Origin of the sequence: Roseateles koreensis, assembly GCF_028595305.1 — a bacterium.
GTDB classification, from domain to species: domain Bacteria; phylum Pseudomonadota; class Gammaproteobacteria; order Burkholderiales; family Burkholderiaceae_C; genus Paucibacter_A; species Paucibacter_A koreensis.
In genome coordinates, this window is sequence record NZ_JAQQXS010000003.1 from 308296 (window position 1) to 327392 (window position 19097).

A 19097-nucleotide genomic window follows, 5' to 3' on the forward strand; every position below is an offset into this window, starting at 1 on the left:
CGGTTATGCAACCCACGTGGCCAGGAAGCGTGTCGGATGGCACGGCGCGCTTGGCGCATCGATTGCTGTGGCACATACTGGGGCATTGCCGCATATCGTCTGGGTGCGCTTCTGTCACGAGACAACCGAAACACCTAGAGCGAGAAAACGACATGTTCAAACTGCATCAGTTGGCGTTGATACCTATCCTGCTCGGCGGCACTGCACTGCATGCAGCTGATTTGGCCAAGGCCCCACCGGCTATCACCGACGTCCCCAGCCAAGTGGGGGTCATGGTCGGCGCACCGCCCACTGCGGAAAATCAGGTTACTTTGCGAAACAGTATCAGCCCGCGCTTTATCCGCTGGACGCTGATGCACATGTCTACCCTGGCCAACACAACACGCATTTCGCGTGGGACGGATATGCCAATGCCTTTGCCGCAAGGTAAGCCGCTCGACGTCGATGCACTGAGCGTGGAATGGCAAGGCAAGCAAATTTCCGTAGCAGAGGCCTATCGCATTCTGGGAGCCGATTCCTTAATGGTCTTGCACCGCGGACGGGTGGTCTACGAGCGCTATATCGGCGACATGACTCCGGACACATTGCATGCCACCAATTCCTGCACCAAGAGCCTGATCGGTACGTTGGTGGTCATCCTGGCCCACGAAGGCAAGTTGGATCTGGCTGCACCGGCATCACGCTATCTGCCCGAGATCGCATCATCAGCAGTCGGCTCCGCGACGCTCCAAGAGTTGTTGGACATGCGGGCAAATTTCAAACTCGGTGACGATGTCCATGTGGGCGGAAGCATTCAGGTTGCCGCACAGCAGGCCTATGGCATGTTTCCGCGTCCGAAAGACTACGCAGGGCCCGACGGGGCCATGGAAATGGTACTGGCGTCCCGACCCACAACCGCGCATGGAACTGGGCCATTTCGCTATGACAACGTCAGCACGGAAACGCTCGGATGGATTCTGCACCGCGTCAGCGGTAAATCGGTCCCTGATTTGATCAGCGAACGATTCTGGCAGCCCATCGGCGCCGAACAAGATGGTGACTTTCTGCTCGATACCCGTAAGACACCCATTGCAGCCTTTGGCTTGCAAGCCAACATGCGCGACATGGTGCGCTTTGCCGAAATGATTCGCAACGATGGCCGGGTGGGAAATAAACAAGTTGTGCCTGCGGCCGTGATTGGCGCGATTCGGCGCGGAGGTGACAGGGCGGCGTTTGCAGCCAGTGCGGATGGCCCGATCCTTCCGAATGGCTCGTATCACGACCAGTGGTGGTTAACCCACGACGAATTTGAATCTTTCCAATGCCAGGGCCAGTTTGCCCAACGCTTTTGGATAGCACCCAAGGCGGAGACCGTGATTGGGTTGTATTCGACGGACCCGGATACGACCCGGACCCGAGAACCTCTTCGCAGTGCCGTATTTAAGACGATCGCACGTGCCTTGAATCGCTGAAGGAATTGCCATGACAAAAACAACTTCGGCTCCAAGTCACTACGTGCGTAATTCGCTCTACGGGGTTTTGTGCATCCTGGTGCTTGGCGTTGCATGGATTTTGACCCATGCACTTGCCGATGACGCCCGCCCAGCGCTTGGAACCGTCCACACCGCGGCCGGTACGCCGACAGTCACCTATTACCTGCTGGAACCTAAGTCCAACGCGGAAAAAACTGAAACGGTGGTTTTGCTGGCCAGTTTGGGGCGACCCGTCAGTGACTTCAATGAACTTGCAACCAGTTTGGTGGACGCTGGTTACCGCACCATCGCGGTGGAGTCGCGCGGCATCATGACCTGGTCGGGTGGCGGATTGTCACGCTACGAATTGGGAGGCCTGGCTGGTGACATTCGCCTCGCCGTTTCGGATGCTGGCGTGGCTCCCAATGAACGTATCCACCTGATTGGCCACGCTTTTGGGAATCGCGTGGTGCGGACATTTGCAACACTCTACCCCAAGCAAACAGCAGGTTTGGTACTGGTGGCCGCCGGTGACAAAACCGACACTATGCCAGCGGACGTGGCGCGCTCACTGCGTCTGTCCACATTGGGATTTGTTCCCTGGTCCGTGCGTGGAGCGTCCGTATCCAAAGTTTTCTTCGCCGCTGGTGCTGAAGCCCCAGAATACTGGAAACGTGGCTGGAGTAGCTGGGGCGCGATTGGCCAGGTCAGGGCTGCGAAGTCTGATAGCAACGGTAACTTCAACGCAGGTGGTAGCGGCCCGATGTTGGTTCTACAGGCGCAGGACGATCTCATTGCCCCACCGAAAGACGCAGGGGAATTACTCAAGGCGAATTACGGCGCAAGAGTGACACTGGTGCCCGTATCCCATGCGGGACATGCATTGCTTCCTGAACAGCCGGGCGTCATCTCAAGTGCGGTAGTTGCGTTTCTGCGTGAGCACCCGGCCAGGTAAGGACCTGATGAGTGGCGTCTATTTGGCGGCGAATTGGGGCGTCGCCACACCCGCTGTCAGCCCGCAAGAGACATACCGCAAAACATCTCCACCATGGCGATCGGGCGGTGCCCAGCGTCCAGAAATATGACGCCAAATACTTCATGCGACAGCCCGCCAACTTGAGCCGCAAATACTGCTTGACCGTATCCGGCGCATCAAACACCGGCCGTTCCGCCAGTTGCTGGAGCAAAGAGCGGCGCGCAATTACAAGCACCGCTGCAATCTCGGCCCGCTTGGCCGGGCCCAGGCCTTTAACCTGCGCCAGATCGCTGATCTTGGCGTGCAGCAGCCCCGCCCAACCGCCCAACCTGTCCAGCAAAGCCTGCGCGAGTTGCCGCACGGGTTACCCAGCAGTCCCGGTGCGCAGCAGCAGGGCCAGCAACTCGGCATCAGCCAGGGCTTGGGGGCCGCGGGCCAGCAGTTTTTCGCGGGGGCGTGCGTCTGGAGGAAGGTCGCTGCGAGACATATGGCCGCATGGCGCAGGGAATTGACGAAGCAGGCCCTAAAATCTGAGCAGTCTAGCCAATATTGCTCCCATGAATCCCACAATCCAAGCCGGCTCTTTTTTGACCTTGCATTACCGTCTGGCCGGTCCTGATGGCGCCGATGTCATCAACACCTTTGCCGATAAGCCCGCCACCTTGACTTTAGGTACGGGCGAGTTGTCACCCGCCATCGAGGCGCGCTTGGTGGGCCTGGCGGAAGGTAGCCGTACGCAGTTCGAGTTAGCCCGTGGCGAAGCCTTCGGTGATCGCAACCCCGCCATGTTGCAATGGGTCAAAATCAGCCTGATGCGTGAGCTTGGCGACCCGGACGAGCAATACAAGGTCGGCGACGTCGTGCAATTCCCCACGCCAGACGGGCAGAGCAGCTATGCCGGCGTGCTGCGTGAAGTGGCGCCTGACGCCCTGTTGTTCGACTTCAACCACCCCTTGGCTGGGCAGCCGGTGAGTTTTGAAGTGCAAGTGATTGGGGTGTTGTGACATGACTGACGCTGCAGCCCTGCAGGCGAGCGAAGCGCCGCTCAACGCGCCCGAAGTGATCTTGGCCGAACCCCGCGGTTTTTGCGCCGGGGTGGACCGCGCTATCGAAATTGTTGAGCGCGCTTTGCTGAAATTCGGGGCCCCCATCTATGTGCGCCACGAGATCGTCCACAACACCTATGTGGTGAATGATTTGAAGGCCCGCGGCGCCATCTTCATTGAAGACTTGGCGGAAGTACCCCCCGGTGCCACCTTGGTATTCAGCGCCCACGGCGTCAGCCAAGAAGTGCGCCAAGAGGCGGCACGCCGCGGTTTTCAGGTGTTTGACGCCACTTGCCCGCTGGTCACCAAGGTGCATGTGGAAGTGGCCAAGCTGCACCGGGAAGGTTATGAGTTCATCATGATCGGCCACAAAGGCCACCCCGAGGTGGAAGGCACCATGGGGCAGTTGAGCGAAGGCATCTACCTTGTTGAAGATGTGGCCGATGTGGCAGCCGTGCCGGTCAAGAACCCCGCCAAACTGGCCGTGGTGACCCAGACAACCTTGAGTGTTGATGACGCGGCTGAAATCTTAGCGGCCGTCAAAACGCACTTCCCCGAAGTGCGTGAGCCCAAAAAACAGGACATCTGCTACGCCACGCAAAACCGGCAAGATGCCGTCAAGGTGATGGCCCCGCAAGTGGATGTGGTGATCGTTGTCGGCAGCCCCACCAGTTCCAACAGCAACCGCCTGCGGGAGTTGGCGGAACGTCTGGGCACGCCCGGCTATATGGTCGACAGCGCCGATGATTTGAAAGCCGAATGGCTGGACGGCCCCAACGGCCAAACGGCCCGCCGCGTCGGCCTGACCGCCGGCGCCTCAGCCCCCGACGTGCTGGTGCAAGCGGTCATCGAGCGTCTGCGTGCCTTGGGGGCCACCACCGTGCGCAGCCTGCCCGGTGTTGAAGAGCATGTACGCTTCCCGCTGCCCCTAGGCTTGGGTGACAAGTCCATGGCGGAAGTGAGCTCTTCTCGATCTTGAGCCTGGCGCCAACGCTCTGACGCGGCGCCGACATCCGGCGCCGTTTTGCTTTCATAGAATCAAGACAGTTTCAAGGAATTCCAAAATGCTAGACATTACGCTGCTGCGCAAAGACCTGGACGCCGTCATCGGGCGTTTGAACACTCGCAAGAATCCGCAAGCTTTCTTGGACGTCGAGCGCTACGCCGCGCTGGAGCGCGAACGCAAGGGTTTGCAGGTGCGCACCGAAGAGTTGCAAGGCAAGCGCAACAGCTTGTCCAAACAGATCGGCATGCTCAAGGGCAAGGGCGAAGACGCCTCGGCGGTGATGGCCGAGGTGGGCGGTATCGCCGATGAATTGAAGGCCGGCGCCGAGCGTCTGGACGCCATTCAGCAAGAGCTGGCCACGCTGTTGATGACCGTGCCCAACCTCCCGCATGAAAGCGTGCCTGTGGGCAATGACGAAAGCGGCAACGTTGAAGTGCGCCGTTGGGGCACGCCCCGGGCCTTTGAGTTCACGCCCCGCGACCACGTGGACCTGGGCGCCACGCTGGGCCTGGACTTTGAGACGGGTGCCAAGCTGAGTGGATCACGCTTCACCTTCATGCGCGGCCCCGTGGCGCGGTTGCACCGGGCGCTGGCGCAATTCATGCTCGACGTCCAAACCGAAGAGCATGGTTACACCGAGTGCTACACGCCCTACATCGTCAACCGCGAAGTGCTGGAAGGCACGGGGCAACTGCCCAAGTTCAAGGAAGACATGTTCTGGGTGTTGCGTGGTGGTGACGACGAAGCCGCTGAGCAGTACCTCATCTCCACCTCGGAAATCTCGCTGACCAACAGCGTGCGAGAGCAAGTGCTGGACGTTGCTAACTTACCCATCAAGCTGACCGCGCACAGCCCATGCTTCCGCTCAGAAGCGGGCAGTGCAGGGCGCGATACTCGTGGCTTGATTCGCCAACACCAATTCGACAAAGTCGAGATGGTGCAGATCGTTCACCCTGAAAAGAGCTACGAAGCGCTGGACGAAATGGTTGGCCACGCCGAAGCCATTCTGCAAAAACTGGAACTCCCCTACCGCGTGTTGGCCCTGTGCACCGGCGACATGGGGTTCAGCGCCACCAAGACATTCGACCTGGAAGTGTGGGTACCCGCACAAGGCGTCTACCGCGAAATCAGCAGCTGCTCCAACTGCGAAGCCTTCCAGTCCCGCCGCATGCAAGCCCGCTTCAAAAACGCGCAGGGAAAGAACGAACTGGTCCACACCTTGAACGGTTCAGGCCTGGCCGTTGGCCGCACCCTGGTGGCCGTGCTTGAAAACTACCAAAACGCCGATGGCAGCATCACCGTGCCTACCGCCTTGCGTGCCTACCTGGGTGGTCTTGAAGTTTTGCGAGGTTAACTCCCACGAGTCAAAAAAATTCTGCTAGAATAATTGGCTTCACTCGCTAGCAGCATGAAATTGCTACTAGCTCACCGAATTTAGGAGAGGTGGCAGAGTGGTTGAATGTACCTGACTCGAAATCAGGCGGACCGAAAGGTCTCGGGGGTTCGAATCCCCCCCTCTCCTCCAGTAGTAAAAGCCCTGCTAAATCAGGCACTTAGAACCGCCTTAGGGCGGTTTTTTGTTGCCCCAAAAATAAGCAAAAATCGGCCAATCTCCGCAACCAATCTCCGCAACTCAGGCGGACTTGATGCGCTATCGGGTTGGGTTGACCTTCTCACCGACGCGCCGATACACCTTCTTCGTAATCTCTTCTTCGGTGTGGCCGAGCAGCTTGGATGCCTGCTTGATGTCGTCAAGTTCACTGGCTGCCTTGGGTCGCACATCGCGGAATTGGAACTGCTTGATACGGGCCGCCAGCGCCGCCTTGCCGTCCGCTTTGGCCTTGGCCGCAGCCGCCTCCCTGGCATCGACAAACCGCACCCGCAGCGTGCTTTTTCAGGGCTAGGCCCCTGGCGGTGGGTAGCAGGCTGAATCCACGTACCTTTTTCGCCTTGACCCGCTCCCCCACAACGCCAAGTTGGGTCTTGTCTCCGTTGAACGTTGCCAACTGAATCTGCAAGAACTTGTTGGTCTTGCCTTGGCGAACAAGCACGGCGTCAGCGGTGGCGCTATGCACGCTCATCTTGAGCACATCGCCAGGGCGCTGGGCAGTCAGGTCAAGCGCGTCCTTCAGTTCATCGACGGCATGCGCTTACACGGCATCCCAGACCTCGGCATCGGCATAGAAGTCCCGGGGCGTCTCTTCGTTCTTTGATACGCCGTGACATGGATTTTCCTTCTCTGTGCAGCCCCATTCGCGGGCCATGTTCCATATGTCGGAGAAAAGGGCAAGCTCACGGTTTGCCACCCCGGGCGCCGGCTTCCCGCCAGGATCGCGCACCGTGCCATCTTTGCGCAGCCGTCGTGCCTCGGGCACCTCCAGACCGCCGGACTTGGCCCGCCACTTGTAGACCGTGGCATCCGAGAACCCGCCCTTGCGGCAAATCTCCGCCACCGCCATGCCGGCCTCAGCCTGCTTGAGGAACCCAATGATCTGTTCCTCGGTGAATTTGCTCTTTCTCATGTCCGCGATTCTCCTGAATTGCGGACCCCTGCTCGTTTAGATTGATACGGCTGGTGGGGAGCAGGTCAATGACCGCGCGCTGTACGCCGTGCGGTTCTGACCGCGCGCAGAGCTGAAATGGATTTTGCAGGTTCGACTAAATTAATTTGAAAGCAAGAAACAGAGTTTTCAGGGTCAATGCCGTCAGTATGCTTTTTGACATATTACCGGCTGCTAGGAAATCCACTCATTAGCACTGGTTGTATGCCTTGAAAAGGCTATATGGCAGCCTTTCCCCACTACCTGAAAGATTTCGTATCACTGCCACCAGGAGCGGCAAGGTCCCACAGACGCCCACCGTTCATTTAACGATCCCCTGATTGCGTGTAAAGAACGGTCCTGATGACTCTTCGTAAAAATCCGCAATACATACGAATTTTATTTTTGCCCAGCATTTTATTACTATTTTGTTGATGATTTATTTGGTGGACACGCCGCTTCACCCGGGTGAATGGGGCGCGCCAGACGGACAACACATAGTGGCTCTCGCCAGTAATACGGCTGCAGCGAATTCGCGTTCGCATTTCCAGGCAAGAGTCGGCCGGTAATTAAAACAGGAGAAATGCATGGGAAATCTTGGGATCTCGGAAAAGAGCAAGCATCAGCAAACGACGCAAAAAACGCCCGCGCCGGAGGTTTTTGAAACATCCAACACCGTCGCAAGGCGCGCATCGGTCAAACTGGTTAATTTAAGGAGCGGAACGCAATCGAAACGCAGCTCGGTCGACGAGCGCCACGTCTGGTTCGATACGAGCCAGCTGCCCAAACAGCAGCCGGACGACAGTATTTTCGTCAGGGTGGTCAATTCGCTCTACAGCGGCATGGTTGTCTACCTCGCAAACATCTCGGTTTTTCTTCCCGCCATCCCCGCGCGCATGCAGGTCATCCTCAAGCTTCGCGACGCCAACGAACTGAAGGCCTTCCGCGAGAGCCCGCATTTCGCCGAATTTCAGAAGGCGGGGCGGGCCCACAGCCGGGTCGTCGCCTATAACGATGCCGGCAGTCTGCACGGACTCGGCAAGGACGGCTTGAGCACCTGCTACATCAGCTATGTGGACGACCGCGAGAGCCTGCTCAGTTCGATCAACGAAGGCATTCAGTTCAATTTCCTCTGGATCTTGTTCCGCGATCCGACCAACATCCCGCTCGAACTGGTGATCGCTTCGCTGCAGTCGACCGGCACGATCCTGATGAAGGAAATCAAGGACACCGGCAATGTCGACGATGCCATCGTCTCGTACGGGGTCATGGAATACGGCGCCGAAGGGGTGATTTTCTCGCCGCGCGAGCACGATGCCATGAGCTGCTTTCTCGACCGCATGTCGCACGCCGAGAACGAGAACCTGGCGATCCAGGTCGGCACGGTGGTGGAAAGCCGTCCGGTCGGCATGGGCTACCGCGCATGTATCGACACCGCTTCCCTGTTCGAACCCGACGAAGGCATGCTGGTCGGCAGCACCTCCCAGGGCGGCCTGCTGTGCTGCGCCGAGGTCTTCTTCTTGCCCTACATGGAGCTGCGGCCGTTCCGCGTGAACGCGGGTGCCGTGCATTCCTATGTCTTCAACACCGACGACCGCACCGATTACATGAGCGAGCTGAAAGCGGGCTCGCCCGTGATGATCGTCAACTCCAAAGGGAAGGTGCGCCGGGCATCGGTCGGCCGGGTCAAGATTGAGCAGCGTCCCCTGCGGTTGATCGAGGTCGAGTTCGCGGGCAAGGAGCGGGTCAACATTCTGATGCAGGACGATTGGCACGTGCGGATTTTTTCCGATGCGGCAAAGCCGCTCAATATCTCCGAGCTGAAACCCGGCGACAAGGTGCTCGGTTATGTCACCGAGCCCGGGCGTCATGTGGGTATCAAAATCAACGAGTCCATCATCGAAAAATAGGGGACGGATATGGGCTATATCGGCAGAAAATTCAGAGTGCGGCGCATCTTATTCCCGGATTCCCAGCGCGGCCTGATCGTCCCCGTGGACCACGGACTGACGCTCGGACCCATCCACGGCATGCAGGTGACCGACGATCTTAAGGGATGGGTTTTCAATAATTCCATCAGCGCCGTGCTTGGCCATAAGGGCATGATTGAGCGCCTGATCTCCCGCAACATGCTGCATCCGTCCACGGGGGTCATCGTTCATCTGAACGGCATGGCCAACATCGCGCCGGAATCGGACACCAAGATCATGGTGTCGAACATCCAGACCGCGCTCCAGCTCGGCGCGGACGCGGTGTCGATTCAAATCAATTTCATCACAACCAATTTCGAACACAACATTGCCATGCTCGGCGCGGTGACGGACGCGGCGCATGCCGCCGGCCTGCCCCTGCTCACCATGCTTTACGACAAGGTCAAAGTGCCGTCGGTGGAGGAGAAGGTCAGGCGTCTGAACCATCTGCTGCGCGTCGTGACCGAGATGGGTTGCGACGCCGTCAAGCTGGCCCTGCCCGACTCGATGGCGGAGGTCTCCGAGCTCATCGCGCGTCACAGCCCCGATATCCGCATTTTCTTCGCTGGTGGCGAGAAGACCTCGGAGGAGGCGCTGTTCAAGGCCGGCCGTGCGGCGATCGATCACGGCGCGAGCGGCCTGTGCGTCGGGCGCAACGTGTTCCAGCATCCACAGCCGCGCGCCTTTTTGCGCCGCTTGGCCGACTGCGTGAGGGAAGAAACGGGACAGACGGAACGGGACGTCGAACTAGACCTCGTTTGATTGCCGCGCCGTCAATACGCGGGCGTCGTTCGATGCCAGATCCACAATTTGGAGATCAATGAAAATGGACTGCACCAATCGTCGCGCCCCAAGCACCTTGCTGTCCGCCGATGCGCTGGACACCCTTCGTAGCGACGACTCGCTCGGCAGCGCGAATTTCTTCGACAGTTGCTTTGCGCTCAGCACCACGCGCGACGTACCCTTCCTGTACCTCGACCGGAGCTTCGGCCTGGCTGGCGGCGCGCCCGTCAGCGAATTCAGCCTGAGCACCTTGCAGCAGTTCAGGATGTCCCTGGCTGACTGGTATCTGCAACGTGGCGTTGGCCAGGGCGATGTGGTCGCCGTCTGCGTCGGCGACGGGATCGCGCCGTTTCTCCACTACGTGGCGCTGACCAGCCTTGGCGCCGCGATTGCGCTGATGAATCCGTCCATGCCGCCCGACGTCGGCGCCGCCTACATGAAAGAGAACGGTTTCACCGACGTCGTGGTGGACGCGCGGACCCTTGTGTCGAGTGCGTTCGTGCAAGGTTGGGCGGCCTCTGGCGACGGGCACGGCGTCGTCGACGCCTCGGAGGCGACCTTGCAGGCTGCGCCGCAGATGCCCGCATGGTGGCCGCGGCCGCCGCAAGACTCGACTCTGGTGATGCTCAGCCATACATCGGGCACGACCGGCTTGCCCAAGGCGGTGCGCTTCGAACATCGCCAGTTTTTCATGGGAAAACGGGCGCGTATCGGCCGCTTCGCGGAAGGCCCGGACGAGCGCCTGCTGACGGCCCTGCCGCAATCGCATTCGGCGGCCCTCAGCCATCTCGAGACCGCCGTTCTGCACGGCATTCCCACCTATGTGCTGGGCACCCAGGACGGCGAATCGGTGCGCGCCGCCATCCGCATGTTCGCGCCAACCACCGTCGTCGCCTTCCCTAAGAGCTACATGCTGCTGGTGGAAGGGGGCGTGGCTGGTGATGAATTCGCGTCGGTGCGGCGCTGGTTCAGCATGGGCGACGCGGCGCACCAGACCCATACGAGGCGCTTGCTGGTCGGAGCGCCGGCATCGCGTTTCATCGACGCCTTCGGCAGCTCCGAGCTGGGCATGGCCCTGTTCCGCAGCGAATCGACCCTGGCCGGCATCGCCCCGCAGCGCTCCATCGGGCGCCCGGTCGATATCGCGGTGGCCAAAATTCTGAACGCCGATACCGGCGAAGAGGTTGCGCCAGGCGTGGTCGGCCTGCTGGCCGTGCGCTCGCCCACTATCACCTCCGGCTACTGGCGCAGGCCGGGCCAGACCATCGGCGCCTGGCGCGGGGGCTACTTCCTGACGGGGGACGTCGCCTTCTGCAAGAACGGCGACTTCTACCAGATCGACCGCGAAGTCGATGTGGTGGTCACCGCGGGCGGGCCTCTGTACACCCTGCTGCTGGAGGAAGTGGCCCAGCAGGTGGCCGGCGTGTGCGACGTGTCCGTGGTCGGCATGGATACCTCCGGCGGTCCCGTCATTCTGGCCGTGGTGTTGCCGGAACGCGAACCGGGCCAACCCCTGAATGCGATCGCGGAGCAGGTACTGCAGGCGCTGCGGTGTGCGATTGAGGCGCGCAGCGGGAGCGTGCCAGAGGATGGGGTTGCGGTGGCCGTGGTGCGCGACCTGGCCTTCCTGCCGGTCGGCGCCACCGGCAAGGTGCTCAAGCGCCAGCTGCGCGAGCTGGGGCCGTCGATCATGCAGCACGTGCCCGGCGAGCAGGGCGCGCTGCAAAGCGTGCTGCATGTGCGCCGCCGGGCGTCGGCGCCGGAAACTGCCGCCATGGAGATCTGACCCGCGGGTCAGCCAGCCCCAGCCACCAACACGGTGAACATCATGAGCGATCATTCACACCAAGCCGGTGCTAAAACCGACGCTTTCGACTCCAACGCTTACCAGTCGGTGCGGCGGCGCCTCGCCGCCGTCGAAGCAGAGGGCGGCGATACCTACGAATGCATGGGACGCAATTTCGTCGTCCATGAAGGCGTATTTCCCCCCACCCATTTTCAGTCGACCGGCATTTTTACCCGCCATCTGCCCTATGTGCGCGGCGGCTCCTTCCTCGAGATCGGCTGCGGGGCCGGGGTCACGGCGGTCACGGCCGCGCTGGAAGGCTGCGTGCGCGTGGTGGCCTCCGACATCAGCGAGGTAGCTGTGCTCAACACGCGTGCCAATGCCATCTTGCACGGGGTCGGCGCCATCGTGTCGACCCGCCACGGAGACCTGTTCGACGTGCTGCGCGAAGGCGAACGTTTCGATGTCATCTTCTGGAATTCGAATTTTGTTTTCGTTCCCGACGAATACGTGTTCGACAAGGAGATCTTGCGCGCCTTCTGCGATGCCGGCTACGCCGCGCACCGCCGCTTCCTGAAAGACGCGCAACGCTATCTCAACACGGGTGGCATGTTGCTGTTGGGCTTCAGCAGCCAGGGCGACGAGAGCGCCCTGACCGGATTGCTCGGCACGTGCGGCTACAAGTCCACGGTGCTCAAGTCGGTGTTCGGCCAGGGCCCGGGTGCGCCCCGTTACGATATCTTGCAGCTGTTCGCAGACCATCAGCCTGCCACGGTGGGCGCGCGGCAAGGTCATTTCAGGGAAGGTTCGGCTTGAACTCGGCCCTCCGTCCCGTCGCGCCGGTGGCGATCGTCGGCGGCGGCCCGGTGGGGCTGATGCTGGCCCTGCTGCTGGACCGGCACGGCGTGGCGTCGGTGGTGTTCGACAGCGCCACTGGCACCCGCCTGCACCCCAAGGGCAGCACCCACAACACGCGTACGATGGAGCACTACCGCCGCGTGGGCATCGCCGACGCGGTCCGTAAGCTCGGCCTGCCGGCCGACCATCCGCGTGACGTCGCCTACTTTACGCGGCTGAACGGCTTCGAACTGGCGCGTTTCGAGCTACCGTCCGAACAGAGGCGCATGTGCATGGCGCAGGACGCGCCGGCTACCGACCAGACGCCTGAACCGCTGCTGCGCGCGAACCAGATGTATGTCGACCGCTACATGCATGGAGCATGCGCGCGGCCGTGCCAACATCACCCTGCGCTTCGGCTGGCGGGTGACGGGGTTTGAGCAGGATGACAGCGGCGTGTGGGTCACCGCCGTCGACGCAGGCGGTTCCGGGGCGACCGAGCGCTGGCGCGCGCACTACATGGCGGGCTGCGACGGCGGCCAGAGTTTCGTGCGGCGCGAGCTGGGCATCGGCTACCTCGGTTCCAGCGAGCAGAGCGCGGGCTTTCTGACGGGCCGCATGTTCTCGACCCATGTGCGGATCCCCGCCCTGCAGCACGACATTCCCGCCGACAAGAAGGCGTGGATGTACAACATTATGTCGCCCGGCCTGCGCATGCTGTTGATCAGCCTTAACGGCGCGGACGAGTTCCTGCTGATGAGCAAGGCCGGGGCGGACGACGAGCAACCGGACGACGCGGACATCATCCGCCGCATCCGCGAGGGCGTCGGTGCCGACATCGAGATGGACGTGCTGGCGCATGCGGTGTGGCATGGCGGTGCGGCGCTGGTGGCGGAACGTTTTTCGGAACGCCGGATCTACCTGGCGGGCGACGCCATCCACCTGTTCTCGCCGACCGGTGGTTTCGGCATGAACACCGGCATCGACGGCGCCGCCAACCTCGCCTGGAAACTGGCGGCGGCGGTGCAGGGTTGGGCCGGCGAATCCCTGCTCGCCTCGTACGAAACGGAACGGCGACCGATCGCCCATCGCAATACGGCGGCGGCGCGGCAGCTGACGCAGCGGGTCGGCAACCTTGCGATCCCGGACGACATCGAGGAGGCGGGCGCGCGCGGCGAAGAGGCGCGCGCGCGCTTCGGCATGGTGCTGCAGGACTTCCGTGGCCAGTTCACCTCCCTGGGGGTGGAACTGGGAGCCCGCTACGACGGCTCGCCGATCGTCTGGCCCGACGGCGAGCCGCCCGCCTACGACACGCTGGAGTACCAACCCAGCGACGTGCCGGGCGGACGACTGCCTCACTTGTGGCTAGACGGCGAGGGCGCGCAGCGGCGCTCGCTGTTCGACCTTCTGTACCACGGGTTTACCTTGCTGCGCATTGGCGCCGACCCGGCGCCGGTCGACCGCCTGGCCTACGCCGCCGACAAGCGAGGCATCCCGCTGCGGGTGCTCGACATTGCGTCCGATTCGGCCGACCAGCTGTACCGGAAACGACTGATCCTGGTGCGTCCAGACCAGCACATCGCCTGGCGGGGCGACGAGATCCCCGATGACGCACAGGCGCTGCTGGACCGGGCGGTCGGGCGTGGCACCAGCGCAGTATTGAGCTGTTCGTGATCGGGTTAGTTTGAATTTGTTCCTGCTGGTGTGACTAAACAAGGAGGTCAGATGAATACGATGGTGGAAGAAGAAGTTGCAGCGCCTGAAGCGATGGTCATGGCATCGTCGGCATTGGTGGAATCCGATATCGCCGACGATGCCGAGGCAAACGCGGCCGCGTTCGCTCTGGTCGGGGACGATCCCGAACCGCTGGTCGTGAACGGCGAGCCGAAGGGCGCCTCGATCAGGTTCATCAGAACCGGCAGCAGCACAAACGGTCGCTATCTGATGGCGAAGGTCGAGATCCCGCCCGGCTCCGGTCCGCCGCTGCACGCCCACACCCTGACCGACGAATGGTTCTACGCGCCCGAAGGCGGCATCGTCATGCTGATGGGGACGCGGCGCTACAAGGACCTCGACAACACGCCCGACGTGGTGGGGCGAGACACGATCCGCATGATCCCCATGAAGAAAGGCAGCTTGGTGTTCGGGCTGCGCAACCATGTGCATGGCTTTCTCAACGTGACTGACAAGACCGTGGTGGTGCAACTGGTGTGGACCCCGGACACGCCGGGTGAGGAATCCTTGCTCGAATATTTCAAGTCCATCGCCAAGCCCATCTTGCCTAGTCTCAAGGGCGCCTTGAACAACCCCATCGTGCAGCTCAAGGCGGTGAGCGAGGCGAGGGCGTTTGGCATGATGTTCAGCAACGATTTCTGGCAGTACGCCGAGAAGGTCGAAGAAGGAATTGCGCCCTTCGGGAAGAATCTCCCGGGGCTCATCAAGTTGCTCAAGTCGGGCGAACCGGCCTGACGGACAGCATCAGCAAGTCAACTATCTGAACTTATCGAGGAAAAACATGGCCACTCTGGCAAACAAGACAGCAATTGTGACCGGCGCGAGTTCCGGCATAGGCTACGAAGCGGCAAAACTGTTCGCAAGCGAAGGCGCCAACGTTGTCGTGGTCGCCCGCAGGGAAGCGAAGCTGTATGCGCTGGTCGACGAGATCCTCTCCGCCGGCGGGAAAGCGGTCGCTCTGGTGGGCGACGTGAAGAACGAAGCGGTCGCGGAAAAGGGGGTCGAGTTGGCGATCGAACATTTTGGCGGACTCGACATCGCCTTCAATAACGCCGGCACCCTGGGCGCGATGGGCGACGTGGCGGAACTGACGGCCGAGGGCTGGCACGACACCATCGACACCAACCTGACCAGCGCCTTCTACTGCGCGAAGTACCAGATACCCGCCTTGCTCAAGCGCGGCAATGCCTCGCTGATCTTCACCTCGTCCTTCGTCGGCTACAGCATCGGCCTGCCGGGCATGGCTGCCTACGCGGCCAGCAAGGCCGGCCTGGTCGGACTGGCGCGCACCCTGGCGGCCGAGTACGGGGCGAGGGGAGTCCGAGTCAATGTGCTGATGCCGGGCGGAACCGACACTGAAATGGGCGGCGCCGCGACCCCGACGGTCGAAGCGAGAGCGTTTGTCGAAGGCATCCACGCGATGAAGCGCCTGGCCCTGCCGGTTGAGATCGCGAAATCGGCGCTGTTCCTGGCCTCCGATGCGTCCAGCTTTGTGACCGGCACCACCTTCTTCGTCGACGGCGGCGTCACCATCACCAAAACCTGATCACCGTCCCTGGGGCGGTCCGTGCCGACGCCCCGTTCTTTGTATTCCATATAAGGATAGGCAATGAGCAAACCTTCAACACACGGCAACTCCGGTCCGGCGGCCGAGGGCGCACCCGCCGCCGGCAGACGCCGTGATTTCCTGGCCCGGCTGATCGCACTGGGCACTGGCACCGTCGGGACTGGGGCCTTCGGCTCCTACGCGGAGGCTGCCGAGGCGAGTCAAAGCGCGGCATTGAAGGACAGTTACGACTACATCATCGTCGGCGCCGGCTCGGCCGGTTGCCTGCTTGCCGACCGCCTGTCCGCGACCGGCGCCTCGGTGCTGCTGATCGAAGCGGGGACCAGCAACATCAATCAGCCGAAGATCGCCGAGGTCGCGTACTGGCTCCAGAATCTGTCGAGCGAGACGGACTGGGCGCGCCTGAGCACGCCGCAGCCGCATCTGGCCAACCGGCGGCAGGGCGCGCCGGGCGGCAAGGTCTGGGGCGGCTCGGGCAGCATCAACGCGATGATCTGGCTGCGCGGCGACCCGCGCGACTACGCGCAGTGGTGCCGTCTGGTGGGCCAGGAGTGGAATCCGGATGCGCTCAACCGGGCTTACCTGAAAGTGGCGCAGCCGGCCGCGCTGGACGCCGCCGCGCGCCACGCGCAGACCGGACGGATCAATGTCGGGCGCTACGCAGACAGCCATCCGCTGACGGCGGCCTACCTCGCCTCCAGCGCCGCGACGGGCTTGAGAACCATTGAGCTCAACGCCGGCCGGCCGCTCGACGGCGTGGGTGTGGCGGAAGTAAACGCGACCGCCGACGGGCGCCGCTCCGGTCCGGCGCAGGCGATGCTGGTGCCGGCGCTGGTGCGTCCCAACCTGAAGGTGCTATCGGACACCCTGATCACGAAATTGCTTATACAGGGCAGGCACTGCCGCGGGGTTGAGGCGGTGGTCGACAACGTCGCGCTCCGTATCAATGCGACGCACGAAACCATCGTCAGCGCCGGCGCCTGTGAGTCGCCCAAGATCCTGATGCTGTCCGGGCTGGGACCGGCCGATCATCTGGCCGCTCATGGCATCCGGGTGCAGCAGGCCATGCCAGCCGTCGGCAGCAATCTACAGGACCACATGCTGACGAGCGTCGTTTTCAAGTCGAAGGTGAACTTGCCGGCCCAGGTCTCGAATGGGGTGTCGACCATGGCGTACTACAGCACCGGATACGGGCAATCCGCGCCGGATGTGCAAGTGGCGGGGATGCAGTATCCGTTCGGCGCCAGCCTGCCGGCCGGCAGCGGCTATGCCGTCATCGCGTTTCTGAGCAAGCCGCGTAGCCGTGGCAGCGTGCGCCTGACCAGCGCCGATCCGCGGCAAGCGCCGAGCATCGACCCCCGGTACCTGGAACAAGGCATCGACCAGGACAATATGCTGCTCGGCCTGGACCGCGCGATCGACATCGGATCGAACCAGGGCATGAACGGCATCTACGGGGGACGGTATTCGACTGCGTCGCTGCGTTCGCGCGCGGAGAAGCTGGCCTTCATCGCACAGCAGGGCGGGGCGGGGCTGCACTTCACAGGTACCTGTATAGCCGGGCGCGATGCCTCGACCAGCGTGGTCGACGCCAACTTCAAGGTGTGGGGCATCGAGCGGCTGCGGGTGGTCGACGCGTCGGTCATTCCCGAAGTGCCGACCGTGAACATTCAAGCGTCAGTGCTGACCGTCGCACAGTTGGCAGCCGAGCGCTTGATCAGCGAGGCGCGCGCCGCCGGACTGCTGGCGCAATAGCGGCGGCACTCACCCCCCAACCCAGGAGCAATACCCATGGACCTCGTAAGGCATGCGCTCGAATCGGCACGGGTCGAATTGACGGCATCTGTTGTTCAGCATTCTTTTTTGAAGCGTTGCAGGCAAGGCACGATCCCGATGCCGGTACTTAAGCAATTTCTCGTGCAACAGGGGCATTACAGCCGCCATTTCGTCCGCTATCTGTGCGCCCTGATGTCCAACCTTAAAAGCACCGATCAGATTCAAGCCCTGGCGGAAAACCTGTTCGAAGAATTGGGATTGACGAGCGACAGCCCGACCCCGCACAGCGTCATCTACAAGTCGATGCTGGAGCGATTCGACCTGAGCCTGGAAACCGGTCCCGCCCCCTCGCCTGGCACCCTGGCCCTGATCGGCACCATGTCGGACCACTGCCACAACCCCAACCCCGCCATGGGCCTGGGCGCCCTGTGCCTCGGCGCGGAAGCCCTGGTGGCACCCGTGTACGCGGATATCATGGCCGGCTTCGCCTCCCACGGCATCGGCGGGCAGGACATGGATTTTTTCCGCATGCACATTGAATGCGACGACGGCCATGCGGACACCCTGTGCGACATCATGGTCCTGACTGCCGAGCAGGACCTGGCGCAGCTGGACATTATGATCGCGGCGGGGGGCGCGCTGGCACGAGCGCGTATGGACTTTTTCAGCGCCATTGAAGCGGCTCACCACCAAGACAAGTCCGTCCTTGACGCGGCCTGACCGCCAATCTCAGGGAGCAGATCAATGAGCACGTCCGCTCACGTGGCAAGCTTTAGCATGGACAAGTCCACGCTCACCGATATCGCCCACAAGCGCATGGCGCGGTCACTGGTTCTCCCGCAATGGAGCAAGTGTCAGAAAGTCGCTGCCACCTGCCGCATTCTCTTCGAGCACGGCCATGATTCCGGCCTGGCCGGGCAGATCACGGCGCGCGGCGAGCAGCCGGGCACCTACGTGACCCAAAGACTGGGGCTGGGATTCGACGAAATCGAGGTCGACAATCTGCTGTTGGTGGACCAGGACCTGGAAGTACTTGAGGGCGACGGCATGGCCAACCCGGCAAACCTGTTCCACAGCTGGATTTACCGGGCTAGGCCGGACGTTCAATGCGTTGTGCACACGCACCCGATTCATGTGTGTGCGCTCTCGATCACGGGCACGCCGCTCAAGATCGCCCAGATGGACGCCTGCATGCTTTACGACGACGTGGCGTTTCTGGCCACCTGGCCGGGAGTTCCCGTTGGAAATAGTGAAGGGGAGATCATCACCCGAACCCTGGGCGAAAAACGGGCGGCGGTGCTTGCCCACCATGGCCTCGTCGTCGCCTGCTCGTCGGTAGAGGAGGCCTGCGTGGTCGCCATCCAATGCGAGCGCGCCGCGCGCATGCAGTTGCTCGCCGTCCAGGCGGGCCAGATCAACGACCTCGATCCCGCCCTGGCGCGCGAAGCACACGACTGGATCTTGCACGAGCAGCGGATTGAAGCGGCGTTTCATTACTTCGCCAGACGCGCTGCGAAGCCTGCCGCTAGCCGCAGCCCTTAGCCCCCTGGCGCCAGCCCTTTGCGCCGTGATTCCTGCCAGCCAAACCCCGTGACGGGCGATCTCGACCGCCCGTCACGGAATTC

At 62.0% G+C, this 19097-nt stretch carries 17 protein-coding genes, 1 tRNA gene and 2 pseudogenes; 17 read left to right on the forward strand and 3 right to left on the reverse strand.

From position 1 onward, the window contains the following. Nucleotides 1–152 precede the first annotated feature (152 nt). Nucleotides 153–1451 (forward strand): serine hydrolase domain-containing protein, encoded by a 1299-nt coding sequence (locus PRZ01_RS04875; protein WP_273595632.1) that lies wholly within the window; start codon nucleotides 153–155, stop codon nucleotides 1449–1451. A 10-nt stretch (nucleotides 1452–1461) separates the two neighbouring features. Next, nucleotides 1462–2406: an alpha/beta fold hydrolase gene (locus PRZ01_RS04880; protein ID WP_273595633.1), complete on the forward strand. Its 945-nt coding sequence runs from the start codon at nucleotides 1462–1464 to the stop codon at nucleotides 2404–2406. Nucleotides 2407–2480: 74 nt separating this feature from the next. Here the strand turns inward: PRZ01_RS04880 and PRZ01_RS04885 are convergent. Beyond that, nucleotides 2481–2914 (reverse strand): annotated as a pseudogene (locus tag PRZ01_RS04885) (UPF0758 domain-containing protein); the annotation flags it as partial. Nucleotides 2915–2984: 70 nt separating this feature from the next. Here PRZ01_RS04885 and PRZ01_RS04890 point away from each other — a divergent pair. From PRZ01_RS04890 to PRZ01_RS04905, 4 genes are all read left to right on the forward strand, one after another. Next, nucleotides 2985–3431: an FKBP-type peptidyl-prolyl cis-trans isomerase gene (locus tag PRZ01_RS04890; protein WP_273595634.1), complete on the forward strand. Its 447-nt coding sequence runs from the start codon at nucleotides 2985–2987 to the stop codon at nucleotides 3429–3431. A 1-nt stretch (nucleotide 3432) separates the two neighbouring features. Continuing rightward, nucleotides 3433–4452, forward strand: a complete 1020-nt coding sequence (gene ispH / locus PRZ01_RS04895) for a 4-hydroxy-3-methylbut-2-enyl diphosphate reductase (protein WP_273595635.1) — start codon at nucleotides 3433–3435, stop codon at nucleotides 4450–4452. A gap of 85 nt (nucleotides 4453–4537) precedes the next feature. Continuing rightward, nucleotides 4538–5833: a serine--tRNA ligase gene (gene serS / locus PRZ01_RS04900; protein WP_273595636.1), complete on the forward strand. Its 1296-nt coding sequence runs from the start codon at nucleotides 4538–4540 to the stop codon at nucleotides 5831–5833. 83 nt (nucleotides 5834–5916) lie between these two features. Then, nucleotides 5917–6004, forward strand: a tRNA-Ser gene (locus PRZ01_RS04905). A gap of 126 nt (nucleotides 6005–6130) precedes the next feature. Here the strand turns inward: PRZ01_RS04905 and PRZ01_RS04910 are convergent. Both PRZ01_RS04910 and PRZ01_RS04915 read right to left on the reverse strand, forming a co-directional pair. Continuing rightward, the gene (locus PRZ01_RS04910; RefSeq protein WP_273595637.1) at nucleotides 6131–6358 is read right to left on the reverse strand and encodes a site-specific integrase; all 228 of its coding nucleotides are present in this window, start codon (nucleotides 6356–6358) and stop codon (nucleotides 6131–6133) included. 472 nt (nucleotides 6359–6830) lie between these two features. Continuing rightward, nucleotides 6831–7001, reverse strand: a pseudogene (locus tag PRZ01_RS04915) (transposase); the annotation flags it as partial. A gap of 605 nt (nucleotides 7002–7606) precedes the next feature. Here PRZ01_RS04915 and PRZ01_RS04920 point away from each other — a divergent pair. The 11 genes from PRZ01_RS04920 to PRZ01_RS04970 all read left to right on the forward strand — a co-directional run bounded on the left by PRZ01_RS04920 (nucleotide 7607) and on the right by PRZ01_RS04970 (nucleotide 19014). Then, nucleotides 7607–8929 carry a 3-dehydroquinate synthase II gene (locus PRZ01_RS04920; protein ID WP_273595638.1) on the forward strand — a complete coding sequence of 441 codons (1323 nt, stop codon included), beginning with the start codon at nucleotides 7607–7609 and terminating at the stop codon, nucleotides 8927–8929. A 9-nt stretch (nucleotides 8930–8938) separates the two neighbouring features. After that, nucleotides 8939–9751 carry a class I fructose-bisphosphate aldolase gene (locus tag PRZ01_RS04925; RefSeq protein ID WP_273595639.1) on the forward strand — a complete coding sequence of 271 codons (813 nt, stop codon included), beginning with the start codon at nucleotides 8939–8941 and terminating at the stop codon, nucleotides 9749–9751. 64 nt (nucleotides 9752–9815) lie between these two features. Next, nucleotides 9816–11558: a class I adenylate-forming enzyme family protein gene (locus PRZ01_RS04930; RefSeq protein ID WP_273595640.1), complete on the forward strand. Its 1743-nt coding sequence runs from the start codon at nucleotides 9816–9818 to the stop codon at nucleotides 11556–11558. Nucleotides 11559–11600: 42 nt separating this feature from the next. After that, nucleotides 11601–12374, forward strand: a complete 774-nt coding sequence (locus PRZ01_RS04935; protein WP_273595641.1) for a class I SAM-dependent methyltransferase — start codon at nucleotides 11601–11603, stop codon at nucleotides 12372–12374. Then, nucleotides 12371–12835, forward strand: coding sequence for an FAD-dependent monooxygenase (locus PRZ01_RS04940; protein WP_273595642.1), 465 nt, complete (start codon nucleotides 12371–12373; stop codon nucleotides 12833–12835). Before PRZ01_RS04935 ends, PRZ01_RS04940 begins: the two co-directional genes overlap by 4 nt. Continuing rightward, a complete protein-coding gene (locus PRZ01_RS04945) occupies nucleotides 12771–14069 on the forward strand; it encodes an FAD-dependent monooxygenase (RefSeq protein ID WP_273595643.1) in 1299 nt (432 codons plus the stop codon). The genes PRZ01_RS04940 and PRZ01_RS04945 overlap by 65 nt, the downstream gene beginning before the upstream one ends. Before the next feature lie 51 nt (nucleotides 14070–14120). Beyond that, nucleotides 14121–14864 (forward strand): cupin domain-containing protein, encoded by a 744-nt coding sequence (locus PRZ01_RS04950; protein ID WP_273595644.1) that lies wholly within the window; start codon nucleotides 14121–14123, stop codon nucleotides 14862–14864. A gap of 46 nt (nucleotides 14865–14910) precedes the next feature. After that, a complete protein-coding gene (locus PRZ01_RS04955; protein ID WP_273595645.1) occupies nucleotides 14911–15675 on the forward strand; it encodes an SDR family oxidoreductase in 765 nt (254 codons plus the stop codon). Between the two features lie 63 nt (nucleotides 15676–15738). Beyond that, nucleotides 15739–17451, forward strand: coding sequence for a GMC family oxidoreductase (locus tag PRZ01_RS04960; protein ID WP_273595646.1), 1713 nt, complete (start codon nucleotides 15739–15741; stop codon nucleotides 17449–17451). Between the two features lie 36 nt (nucleotides 17452–17487). Continuing rightward, nucleotides 17488–18192 carry a TenA family transcriptional regulator gene (locus tag PRZ01_RS04965; protein ID WP_273595647.1) on the forward strand — a complete coding sequence of 235 codons (705 nt, stop codon included), beginning with the start codon at nucleotides 17488–17490 and terminating at the stop codon, nucleotides 18190–18192. Nucleotides 18193–18249: 57 nt separating this feature from the next. After that, a complete protein-coding gene (locus tag PRZ01_RS04970) occupies nucleotides 18250–19014 on the forward strand; it encodes an aldolase (RefSeq protein ID WP_273595648.1) in 765 nt (254 codons plus the stop codon). Nucleotides 19015–19097 lie beyond the last annotated feature (83 nt).

Bases quoted from the DNA above. Each gene is read 5' to 3' on its own strand.
- PRZ01_RS04875 (WP_273595632.1), top strand. From the start codon at position 153: ATGTTCAAACTGCATCAGTTGGCGTTGATACCTATCCTGCTCGGCGGC.
- PRZ01_RS04880 (WP_273595633.1), top strand. From the start codon at position 1,462: ATGACAAAAACAACTTCGGCTCCAAGTCACTACGTGCGTAATTCGCTC.
- PRZ01_RS04890 (WP_273595634.1), top strand. From the start codon at position 2,985: ATGAATCCCACAATCCAAGCCGGCTCTTTTTTGACCTTGCATTACCGT.
- ispH (WP_273595635.1), top strand. From the start codon at position 3,433: ATGACTGACGCTGCAGCCCTGCAGGCGAGCGAAGCGCCGCTCAACGCG.
- serS (WP_273595636.1), top strand. From the start codon at position 4,538: ATGCTAGACATTACGCTGCTGCGCAAAGACCTGGACGCCGTCATCGGG.
- PRZ01_RS04920 (WP_273595638.1), top strand. From the start codon at position 7,607: ATGGGAAATCTTGGGATCTCGGAAAAGAGCAAGCATCAGCAAACGACG.
- PRZ01_RS04925 (WP_273595639.1), top strand. From the start codon at position 8,939: ATGGGCTATATCGGCAGAAAATTCAGAGTGCGGCGCATCTTATTCCCG.
- PRZ01_RS04930 (WP_273595640.1), top strand. From the start codon at position 9,816: ATGGACTGCACCAATCGTCGCGCCCCAAGCACCTTGCTGTCCGCCGAT.
- PRZ01_RS04935 (WP_273595641.1), top strand. From the start codon at position 11,601: ATGAGCGATCATTCACACCAAGCCGGTGCTAAAACCGACGCTTTCGAC.
- PRZ01_RS04945 (WP_273595643.1), top strand. From the start codon at position 12,771: ATGGAGCATGCGCGCGGCCGTGCCAACATCACCCTGCGCTTCGGCTGG.
- PRZ01_RS04950 (WP_273595644.1), top strand. From the start codon at position 14,121: ATGAATACGATGGTGGAAGAAGAAGTTGCAGCGCCTGAAGCGATGGTC.
- PRZ01_RS04955 (WP_273595645.1), top strand. From the start codon at position 14,911: ATGGCCACTCTGGCAAACAAGACAGCAATTGTGACCGGCGCGAGTTCC.
- PRZ01_RS04960 (WP_273595646.1), top strand. From the start codon at position 15,739: ATGAGCAAACCTTCAACACACGGCAACTCCGGTCCGGCGGCCGAGGGC.
- PRZ01_RS04965 (WP_273595647.1), top strand. From the start codon at position 17,488: ATGGACCTCGTAAGGCATGCGCTCGAATCGGCACGGGTCGAATTGACG.
- PRZ01_RS04970 (WP_273595648.1), top strand. From the start codon at position 18,250: ATGGACAAGTCCACGCTCACCGATATCGCCCACAAGCGCATGGCGCGG.